The organism is Lentimicrobium sp. L6 (assembly GCF_013166655.1).
Classification (GTDB): Bacteria; Bacteroidota; Bacteroidia; order Bacteroidales; family UBA12170; genus UBA12170.
This window is the reverse complement of sequence record NZ_JABKCA010000118.1, coordinates 1-9,388: the sequence shown is the minus strand read 5'-3', so window position 1 is coordinate 9,388 and position 9,388 is coordinate 1. Positions and strand designations below refer to the sequence as shown.

9 protein-coding genes are annotated in these 9,388 nt (G+C 34.5%); 5 read left to right on the top strand and 4 right to left on the bottom strand.

Features of this window, described 5'->3' with window-relative positions; genetic code table 11:
- Window positions 1-39 precede the first annotated feature (39 nt).
- Window positions 40-207 carry a T9SS type A sorting domain-containing protein gene (locus HNS38_RS19060; protein ID WP_172346920.1) on the top strand — a complete coding sequence of 56 codons (168 nt, stop codon included), beginning with the start codon at window positions 40-42 and terminating at the stop codon, window positions 205-207.
- A gap of 233 nt (window positions 208-440) precedes the next feature.
- On the opposite strand, the gene HNS38_RS19055 is transcribed toward HNS38_RS19060, so the two are convergent.
- Both HNS38_RS19055 and HNS38_RS19050 read right to left on the bottom strand, forming a co-directional pair.
- A complete protein-coding gene (locus tag HNS38_RS19055; protein WP_172279266.1) occupies window positions 441-1,148 on the bottom strand; it encodes a hypothetical protein in 708 nt (235 codons plus the stop codon).
- The gene (locus HNS38_RS19050) at window positions 1,145-1,723 is read right to left on the bottom strand and encodes a hypothetical protein (RefSeq protein ID WP_172279264.1); all 579 of its coding nucleotides are present in this window, start codon (window positions 1,721-1,723) and stop codon (window positions 1,145-1,147) included. The genes HNS38_RS19055 and HNS38_RS19050 overlap by 4 nt, the downstream gene beginning before the upstream one ends.
- A 228-nt stretch (window positions 1,724-1,951) precedes the next feature.
- Between HNS38_RS19050 and HNS38_RS19045 the strand changes: the two genes are divergently transcribed.
- The 4 genes from HNS38_RS19045 to HNS38_RS19030 all read left to right on the top strand — a co-directional run bounded on the left by HNS38_RS19045 (window position 1,952) and on the right by HNS38_RS19030 (window position 6,549).
- Complete coding sequence (locus HNS38_RS19045; RefSeq protein ID WP_172279262.1) at window positions 1,952-3,712, top strand: HAMP domain-containing protein; 1,761 nt, start codon at window positions 1,952-1,954, stop codon at window positions 3,710-3,712.
- Complete coding sequence (locus HNS38_RS19040) at window positions 3,705-4,364, top strand: response regulator transcription factor (protein WP_172279260.1); 660 nt, start codon at window positions 3,705-3,707, stop codon at window positions 4,362-4,364. The genes HNS38_RS19045 and HNS38_RS19040 overlap by 8 nt, the downstream gene beginning before the upstream one ends.
- Window positions 4,365-4,530: 166 nt before the next feature.
- Window positions 4,531-5,295 (top strand): TorF family putative porin, encoded by a 765-nt coding sequence (locus HNS38_RS19035; protein WP_172346919.1) that lies wholly within the window; start codon window positions 4,531-4,533, stop codon window positions 5,293-5,295.
- A gap of 33 nt (window positions 5,296-5,328) precedes the next feature.
- A complete protein-coding gene (locus HNS38_RS19030) occupies window positions 5,329-6,549 on the top strand; it encodes an ammonium transporter (RefSeq protein ID WP_172279257.1) in 1,221 nt (406 codons plus the stop codon).
- A gap of 138 nt (window positions 6,550-6,687) precedes the next feature.
- On the opposite strand, the gene HNS38_RS19025 is transcribed toward HNS38_RS19030, so the two are convergent.
- Complete coding sequence (locus HNS38_RS19025; protein ID WP_172279255.1) at window positions 6,688-7,773, bottom strand: acyl-CoA desaturase; 1,086 nt, start codon at window positions 7,771-7,773, stop codon at window positions 6,688-6,690.
- Window positions 7,774-7,911: 138 nt separating this feature from the next.
- On the bottom strand, window positions 7,912-9,222 hold the full coding sequence (locus tag HNS38_RS19020; RefSeq protein ID WP_172346918.1) for a T9SS type A sorting domain-containing protein: 1,311 nt from the start codon (window positions 9,220-9,222) through the stop codon (window positions 7,912-7,914).
- Window positions 9,223-9,388 lie beyond the last annotated feature (166 nt).

Genomic DNA, 9,388 nt, shown 5'->3' with positions numbered 1-9,388 from the left:
CCGATTGCTTACGCTTCGATTAAATTACACGAGACTTAAATGGGTAACCCTATTAAAGTATATAGCATGAATGGTAGCTTATTATTTGAGGAGTCTTATAAGGCAAACCAAGTAAATATTGAAACATCTAGCTTAACTACAGGTGCTTATATGTTGGTATTAGAAACTAAAAGAGAAACGATTAGACGAAAGTTAATTATTAAATAGAGTTAGTTAATAGAGTGTTAGTCAGTTTGTGTAAGCTGTGCGGTATTTATCGCACAGCTTTTTTCGTTTCCCATTTTCTTAAAAAAAATGATTAATCTCGTAATACAAAAACATGTGGCTAGCTTATTGACCAACAATCTAAACGACCTTTTTTATCGTAAAATCAATTGAAACAAGATACTTAGAGAAAAGCTAGTTTGTAGCTGTGTTTAAGTTTTAAGCTGCTTTGCTTACTATTTCAATATGTCTGACTCCGGTAATTCAATATACATTTCTGGGTCTAGGTAGGGAATGGGTTCTTTTATTCGAAGTCTATGTTTATATAAAATAGCTGACTTCCTTTTCATCTCATCAAGTTTCCTAATCTTTCTTTTTTTAGTTGGAAATACTTCTTTCATTGCAACAAACTCTTTTTCTATCAATAAAGGTATCAAATACTCTTTAAGTCCTGAGAACCTACATGAATCAAGGCTCTTATTTACTGGTAAAATCTCATATCCTTTGGGGAAAATTTGACTTATGTAGTCCATTTCTTCAGCACTTGGATAAGAAAGAGGAAGAAATGGTTTTGAACTATAAGGTGAAAGAATAATTGCTATATATGTTTTATTAGGCAAAAGATCTGCTTCCAAGAGGCATATTTGATGACTATAGTACCAAAAAAGATGCTCTCCTGGCTCACATTCATAATACATATATTCTCCCCATTTCTTTTTATCTAAAAAAACATTCCCATCAAAAAAATGGACAGAGAAAAATTCATCTTCAGGATATACATCAGGACTTTCTATAATACAGGGATAGGTACTATCAATATCTATATACACCCAAACAAAATAAACTAAGGACTTTCCTTCACTAGGCTTCTTCAACTCTTGTCCAAAACAAACTAGAGGCAACAATAAGCTCAAAAAAACCATGTAGTTTATTCGGTTTCTCATTGGAGATATTTTTCTGGAATTTCAATAAACATATCGGGAGTAATAATAGGATTATCTGTTTCATGACTATTCATGATTCTCAAATACCTCATTCCTTCTTTAATCTTCTCTGAAAGTTTCTCTTCTTCAAATTTCAATTCTTCGATAGTATATTCTTTCTTTTCATAGTATTTTACATGATCTAAAACCATGGTTTTTCTTTTCTCAAAATCTTTATGATTCTTATCTAATACAGTTAGTTTTACATCAGCTTTAAAAGCTCCCATTTTTGTTTTTGCATCAATAAAGTAAATTTTCCCGACTTGTAAGTCCGCATTAACTAGACTCATGCCCTCCGACAATGCCCAAAAGGAATGAACACCGGGTACACATTCATAGGCTAAATATTGTTCACCATCTATTTTTCCAATATAATTTTCATCATCAAAAAACTTAAAGTTTATTGCAGAACCTAAAACACTGGTTCTAGTAAAATACACCAATGCCTTACCTTCACTGGGTTGAACAAAATTTTGGCCAAATAAAATGGAATTAAATAGAATAAATGAGACCAGAATAAATAATTGCTTTTTCATAAGTTGAAAAGATGATAGATTATAAATGACTGTTTATACGCACAAATATAGAGCAAAATAATCTCAACTTCATCATGCAAAGAATAGTATATTCAAATTATATAAACCAGATTTAAATTATTAGCATGACAGTTATTATCATTAGTATTTCTGATTACAAAGCCTTTAATTTGTTTTTCTATAAAAGGGGAAAGCAAAAGGTTAAAAAGACAGCCTTTTAATAAATTAATGAGAAGATTTTCAATTACCGACAAACTAATCATTGCTTCATTGGCATTGAGTATCATCACTATTCTCATAGTGGCCTCCTATTCCTTTACCAATGCTAAGGAAGCTATTCTCAATAGAACCTTCAGCCAGTTAACCTCCGTAAGAGTGATTAAATCCAATTTACTGGATCAGTTCTTTTCTAATTGCATTAAGGAAATACAAATAGCAAAATCATCCTCCGATATCATTGAAATTACCAAGCAACTAAACCAGCTTAAAACAGATCCTTCTAAAAATTCCGATCTTATTCAAGAACATGAATTATTTATCAATCAAATTCAGGAGAATTTTTATCATCGGATTTTTATCATCGGAGAAAATCAAAATATTTGCACCTTAAAAGCTGGCAAAGAAAAAGACCAAGAACTTTCTGATATTCTAAATAATCAACAATTACTTCATCCTGACGATCTCAATATCACTGATATTCAAAAGCTAGACAGTAGTTTATCTGTCTTGAGGATTTCGGCTCCAATAACAGATGACACTGGCCATAAACTCGGGATGATACTTTTTGAAATCTCGTCCAACTCCATCGACTCCATCATGCTAGAATACAATCCTGCTCATGGTTTAGGAATTTCGGGGGAGTCTTATTTAGTTGGACCAGACTATTTATTAAGATCCTCCTCTAGATTTCAATTCAATTCTGTTTTAAAAACAAGAGTAAAAACTCGGGCAGTTGAGCAAGCTTTAGCTGGACAAGCAGGAATGGATATTATTGAGGATTACAGAGGAATAGAAGTATTGAGTTCCTATGGGAAATTAGATCTTCCACAGCTCGATTGGGCTATTCTCTCAGAGATAGATTATAAAGAAGCTACCATACCTATTTATCGAATCCGAAACGAGATCATCTTTATCAGTATCTTTATTTTCTTTCTGGTTTTGGCTGTTATTTATATTCTATCACGTAGAATCACCATTCCCATTCAGAATCTCAATCAAGCCGCAAAGGCTATTGGAGCCGGGAATTTGAATATCGATATAAAAACCAATCTCAATGATGAAATTGGAGAGCTCACCAACTCTTTCAATCAGATGGCTCTGGAATTAAAAGCGGAGCGAATAAAGAGCTTAGGATCGCTTATAGATGGACAAGAAACAGAACGTCAAAGGCTATCTAGAGAACTTCACGACAGTCTGGGTCAATCTTTAATTGGCTTAAAACTAAAATATGAAAGTTGCATTAATCGCTCTGAGATAAATGCAAAAGAGCAGAAGAACTTCACCGAATTGGCGCTGTTATTTGACAGTACCATTGAAGAAACCAGAAGAATCTCCAATAACCTCATGCCTGCTGCACTTAAGGCATTTGGTCTATTCTCTGCCATCAGACATCTTTGCAATGAGATTGCTGAAAGCAGTAAAATAAAGATCCATTTAGACATACTAGGCAAAGACCATATTCTCGATGACAAGATAAAAACTTATGTTTTCAGGCTCACTCAAGAAGCCATTACCAATATCCTGAAACATTCACAATCGAATGAAGCGTGGATTTTAATTCACATCCATTTATCTGAGATAAAACTACAATATAAAGATGATGGAATTGGTTTTTCTATGGATGAATCCATTAAATTTACCAGCCATGGAATTAACAATATGAAAGATAGGGTGAAGCTTCTTTCTGGCGACATCCAAATTATTTCTGCGCCACAAAAAGGAACAGAAATCAATATCAGCATTCCATTAAATACAACAGAAAATGAATAAGATTAAAATCATACTTGTAGACGATCACCAATTGGTTAGAGATGGTATAAAATCATTAATTTCTGATAGTTTTGGTATTGATATTATTGGAGAAGCCTCAAATAGCGTGGAACTTTTTAAGCAACTCCACCAAGTGATGCCCGATGTTATTTTAATGGATATTTCTTTACCTAATATGTCTGGCATCGAAATCACTAAAATCTTAAAAAAGGACTATCCCAAGATAAAAATCCTCATGCTCTCCATGTATACCTCTGAGGATTTCATTTTTAATGGACTTAAGGCTGGCATTAATGGATACTTACCCAAAAACACCACTCGCGACGAGCTCCTTTTGGCCATAGAAGAAGTTCATAATGGCCGTGAGTACTTCAGCAAATCTATTTCCAATATCATATTGAAAAGCTTTGTGAATAGTGCCAAATATGGTAATAATGCCAATGACGATAAAATGAGTATTCTCACCAAAAGAGAGACGGAGATCTTAAAATTGGTGGTAGAAGGCGTCAGCAATCAGCATATCGCGGATCAACTTTTTATCAGTATTAGAACTGTAGAAACTCATAAAACCAGCATCATGAAAAAGCTAGAACTCAATAATACCATAGACTTGGTGAAATTTGCCATCAAAAATAAAATCATAGAATTATAGAATTTATTCCCTTTTACACAGGAGGTTCATCACTACAAAACCTCCTCCTTCCTTGATTCACCTAAAAAGCTACGGAGTCCCCGTATCTGAGAATACGCGAGCGCCTAATTGTCTATTTTCCTGATCCTCCTCACTTTTGCTACAATCAATTATAAAATTTGAAGCAATGAGAAGATATAAAATGATGATGGTTTTAGTACTGGCATTTACCATGTTAGGAACGAACTTATCTTGGGCACAAGAGGAAACGACAAGCGACGAAAGTCCCTTGAGCTTAAATGTAGACTTAATGAGTAGGTATATTTGGAGAGGTCAGGACTTTGGGGCGGCACCAAGTATTCAACCTGGTATTAGTTATAGCAAATGGGGATTCACATTAGGAGCTTGGGGAGCCTATACCTTAAATAATGTGAATACTGGAGTTCAAGAAGCTGATTTATACTTAAGCTATAGCATTAATGATATGTTTAGCGTAACAGTAACCGATTACTTCTTCCCTGATGAAGCATCCGATTATAATTATTTCGATTATAAAGACAAATCTACGGGTCATGTATTTGAAGGAACCATAGCATTCAATGGAACTGAAAAACTTCCTCTATCTATTTTACTAGCTACCAATTTCTATGGCGCCGATGCCAGAAGAATGAATGATGATGAAACTGTAGGTAGCATCCAATACTCCACCTATGCTGAATTGGCCTATGCTTTTAAACACTTCGATTTGTTTATGGGTTTTAACCTAACAACTCCAGATGCAGACAAAGGAGAATCAGGATATTATGGAGATTCTTTTGGTGTGGTAAACCTTGGTATTTCTGCTAGTAGAGAAATTAAAATTACCGAGAATTTCAGTTTACCATTAAATATAGCCCTCATTACAAACCCACAAAAAGAAAAGATTTATTTAGTTGCTGGATTTAATTTCTAAGCAATTTATTAACCAAATACAAAAAATAAAATCATGGATTTCAATACAGGAACAACAACATTTATGATTCTTTGTACCAGTTTGGTCATGCTGATGACACCTGGACTTGCATTCTTCTATGGAGGATTAGCAGGAAAAAGAAACATCTTAGGAATTATGATGCAGACCTTTGTATCATTAGGAATTACCACAATGATGTGGGTAATGGTGGGCTATTCGCTTTGCTTTAGCGGTGGAGAAGGCGGAATTATTGGAAATTTCGATTGGGCTTTCTTAGCTAATATCCCTTTTGACAACCCCTATGCAGGCGCAGATGGTCAATATCCAGAATACATCTTTATTGCTTACCAAATGATGTTTGCCATCATTACTCCAGCCCTTATTACAGGAGCTTTTGTAAACCGTGTCACTTTTAAAGCCTACCTTATCTTCTTAGTAGTTTGGCAGTTATTTGTTTACTATCCTTTCGTTCACATGATTTGGGGTGGTGGACTATTAGCAGAATGGGGTGTACTTGACTTTGCTGGTGGAATTGTGGTACATGCCACAGCAGGTTTTGCAGCCCTTGCCTCAGTTATCTATGTTGGTAAAAGACGTGATACACAAACTCCTCCAAACAGTATTCCTTTGGTAGCCATTGGTACTGGTTTATTATGGTTTGGTTGGTATGGCTTTAATGCCGGTAGCGAATTAAAAGTAGATGCCATTACTACAGCGGCCTTTTTAAATACAGATGTAGCAGCTTCTTTCGCTGCCATCACTTGGTTAATTATAGAATGGACCAGAGAAGGTAAACCTAAGTTTATTGGACTATTAACTGGTGCTGTAGCTGGTTTAGCAACCATTACTCCTGCCGCAGGATTCGTTCCACTTTGGGCAGCTATGGTTATTGGTATTATAGCTGGTTTTGGATGTTACTGGGCCGTTCATTTAAAAAACAAATTAGGATGGGATGATGCATTAGATGTTTGGGGAGTTCACGGAATGGGTGGAGTCTTTGGAACCATTGCGTTAGGAATATTCGCCTCAACAAGTATAAATAGCCAAGCAGGCTTATTAGAAGGAGATACAGCCTTCTTCGTAAAACAATTAGTTGCTGTAGTCGGTGCTTCTGCTTATGCATTCCTTTTCACTTATGTAATGTTGATAGTAATCAATTTTATCACAAGAGTAAAAGTGACCGACGATGAAGAGCATTTAGGCTTAGATGAGTCCCTTCATGGAGAGAAAGCGTATGACGAAGGTGCTTTATAGATTAGTGATTTGATTTATTAACCTCGGAACACGTATGCTGGTCCTCAGCATAAACCCCATTTAACAGTGATGTTAAACAGAAAGGGCTGCATTGGCAGCCCTTATTTTTTATCTATCTTTTCTATTGAATAAGCTTATCTATCTTCCCAAAACCTTCAACATCTGATAATGATTTCGAAGAGCAACAAAGAAAGTTCTTTCCACATAATAGGGTAGCTCATATTTTTCTGCGGTCTCTTTCACCATTATGGATAGTTTTCTATAATGCACATGACTAATTTGCGGAAATAAATGATGTTCTACTTGAAAATTCAAGCCTCCAATAAACCATGAGAAGAATCTACTTTTAGGTGAATAATCAGAGGTGGTCATCAATTGATGAATGGCCCAATTATTATCGATATGTCCTTCTTCATCTGGCAATGGATATTCGGTTGTAGTCATCACATGAGCCGTTTGGAAAACGATTCCTAAAATAAAACCACAAACAAAATGCATGATAAAAAAGCCTAAAACCACCCAATACCAAGCGATAGGAATAAGAATGATTGGAAGCACTAAAAACAAGCTATAATACACAACTTTAGCCAAAATCAAATCTAAAAACAAGAAGGTATATGATTTGTTTTTATTCACCACCACTCCAGCTTTCTTGTATCCATAAAGCTGTTTAAAATCCTTATAGATAACCCAGGAAACAGTCATTAAACCATAAAAAAACCAAGCATAAATATGTTGGAATTTATGGATTTTGTAAAGCGGTTTGTGAGGAGAAAAACGGAGGATGCCTACCGGAGAAATATCTTCATCATGACCATCGATATTGGTAAAACCATGATGCATGGTATTGTGTTGGTGGCGCCAATTGGTAGGAAAGCCTCCTAAGAAATACATGGACTTACTCATTAGCGAATTCACCCAAGCTCGTTTGGAAAAAGAACCATGATTGGCATCATGCATTAAACCCATTCCTACGCCAGACATTCCTATGCCCATAATCGTCCACGCCAATAGCGTTCCTCCAACAGAAGGAATCCAGCCTAAGAGCATCATCAATAATGGAATCAGGTATAAACTTCCCATCACCACTGCTTTAAATGCCAGATTGAAGTTGCCGTATCTTGATAAATTATTGTCCTCAAAGTAAGCTTTGGTATTCTGCCTGAGTTCTTTAATAAAATCAGTATGTAGTTTCGATGTGAATTTTATTCTTGTTGTAGCCATGCTATTCTTCTATTTAGGTATTTGAATGCAAAAATAGAATTATATTTATAGTATGTCAAGCTGAATGAGAACCTTATTGTTAATGTATACTAAATGAAACGCTTGACCGAAATATAAATCAAGGTCAAGCGCTCTACCTTATTTTTTTATAAATTTTGTAGTCACGGTTTTATTTCCATTCTTAGCTTTGAGCAGATATACTCCTGGCTTAAGATCTGCAATGGGAATAGTTTCTCCAGAATTTAATAATTGCCTTTTTATCAAACTCCCGTGGATATTATATATCTCGGCTTCAATTATTAATAAATCTTCCATGTTAACCTTAAGAATATCATTTGCTGGATTCGGATATAAAGACAATTCTGTTCTTAATTGATTTTCGATACTCAAAACATTTTGTTCAGAATAATAGTAAATATCCTTATCGGATAGTTCTATCTCATTGCTGTTCATATTTAGATATGAATACTCAATATTGAGAAGCATATGATTGAAATAATTAATAAATCTGCTAGAGGGGTCATCAGAGATATTATCTATTGGCAAGAATAATTGCTCAAATGTAAAATCATTATTATAAGCCATGCCCTGGGCGGAATATTCTATCCAAGCATTTTCTTCAGTATCCCAAGCAAATCCTTGTTCTATTGAAAGGTTCCCTTCTTCATCATAATTAAATTCTACTTTCCCTGTGTTCACCCATTCACCGGTTTCTTCATTAAGAAGATAGGTAATGGACTCATATTGTTGCCAATCACCATTACATTTCCCAATTTGCTGGAAATTATTAAACCAGCTTTCACCATCCCAATAATATCGAAATTCTTCAAATTGTAATAGCTCTTCATTCACCGCATAAGTATCTTTTGAATAAGCGTACCATTCCTCATATTGTTCATACATGATGACTTCAGTGAGTTCACCATCCTCAGTATAATTAAAAACTGCTTTTTCATAATAAATTCCATCTTCGTCTTCATATTTAATAAGAGCCTCTTCCACTAGACCATTCTCACCATAGGCAAAATCTATCAAGATTTCTTCTTCCCATGTGGAATTCATCTGATTATAATAGGATAGACTTTGTTGACTCAATCTATTATTTTCATCATAAAAATAATTTTGTTTCTCTTCACCAACCCATTCATCTTCCCAGTATAAATAAAGCATTTCGCTGAGTAGGCTATTATCTAAATAAGTATATAAAATCCTATCCTCAGTATTCCATTGCCCTTGATCATAGTCATCAGTAATAATACTATCAAGCCTTTGCAAGATAGCTTTGTTTACTTGACTGGTATTATTCAAATTCAGCTGATTAACCAGAGAGATTTGTTTTTTAACTTGAGCACTCAAGTCATGCGATTTAGAATCTATCTTCAAATTATTTTGGCCTATAACCAGTAGAGAGAATAAAAGAAGAGCAAAAAGTGTAAATGTGTTTTTCATAACTTTAATTATTAATTAATAATCAAATATAATATAATTATATAGCGTTATGAAAACATTTAAGGATTATTAAACTAAATTTTACTTTTTTTGCTTAATAAATCACAACTTAAGACCGTTGCATGGTAATTAACAAAATAAATCACCTTATATAATTGTATATCAG